General features: G+C 51.4%; 2 protein-coding genes. Both read right to left on the bottom strand.

Annotation, left to right across the window (positions count from 1 at the left end):
• Positions 1–516 (bottom strand): antA/AntB antirepressor family protein (locus QZ506_RS12750; RefSeq protein ID WP_291971521.1); only part of this gene is annotated, 516 nt, incomplete at its 3' end.
• A gap of 265 nt (positions 517–781) precedes the next feature.
• The coding region (locus QZ506_RS12745; protein ID WP_291971519.1) for an ssDNA-binding protein at positions 782–1,036 on the bottom strand (255 nt) is incomplete at its 5' end.

The raw sequence follows: 1,036 nt of genomic DNA, 5'->3' as shown, positions 1-1,036 counted from the left end.
TGGTGTGTCGCTCTGCATGAAACGCTTCTGCGCAGCTACTGCGTCGTCCACTGTCGGGTAAACTCCGATATAAACGTTCTTTTCACCGTTCCATACATAAGCCCTGTAAGGGTTGTATTTGCTCTGGTGATGGTAAACCATCTTAGGCAGACACTCCCTGTGCGGCGCGATGACCGTTGAGGATTGTTGGTGTAACTTCTTCTCACATTCGATGAAATAGCGTCGCACCTGACGGCCTTGCTCGTTGCGCTCCACCATTGCCAGTTCTTTGGCTGTGTCCAGAGTGAGGTGGTAGTCCTTGCGGTTGTGGCCACCTCTGTTTTTTGCTTCCCAACTTTGGGAAGCAATCATATAGTCCTGATTTTCAAAGAATCCGTACTCTGCTATACGTTCGGTAATCCACGATGCGAAGCGTTTACCTACTTCGAGGAAAGCATGGAGATCGCGAGCATTGCAAAGTAATGCGGGTTCGTTTGAGATTGTGCCGTTGAAAACGGGGATGAGTTGAGTAGTCATTTTTTATGTCCTTTCGATTTGTTCAGAATACCCTGTGTTCAGCAGGGTGGTCAGGTACTTGAACACCGTCGAAAGTCGGCCTGCATCCTTAACCTTTCGGCTCTTTTTCGGTATGCACGCTACCCGACCATATCTGAAAAATGGACATAAAAAATCCGCATGACTGTCGGGTGCGGTTTCCGCTTTCGATGGTGTGTTCAGCACCTGTAGCGGACTATAGCTCCCGACTTCCATTAATGTCAATCCTCGCCGGGTGGTGAGTGGGTTAAATCAACGCTTCTGCGTCAGCGCCTTCGCTCATATTCTCGAAGTCATCCGGCGTCGCTACACCGCCGCCAGCGAAGGCGTCACCATCGCACAGGAACTGGACGCCGCCCAGTGACGCGTTAATGCGTTTGCCGAAATTGTTATCCATCGCCCATATATCGATGGTGGCGTTAACGTAGCAACCGGCATACGGCTTGCCATCGGCGGCGGTCAGCGCGGAACGATCACGGTCGATAACCAGTGGTCGGGCTTT

It is taken from the genome of Candidatus Symbiopectobacterium sp. (genome assembly GCF_020054415.1).
Classification (GTDB): Bacteria; Pseudomonadota; Gammaproteobacteria; order Enterobacterales; family Enterobacteriaceae; genus Symbiopectobacterium.
The sequence above is the reverse complement of the archived record's forward strand: the minus strand, read 5'-3'. Positions and strand labels throughout refer to the sequence as shown.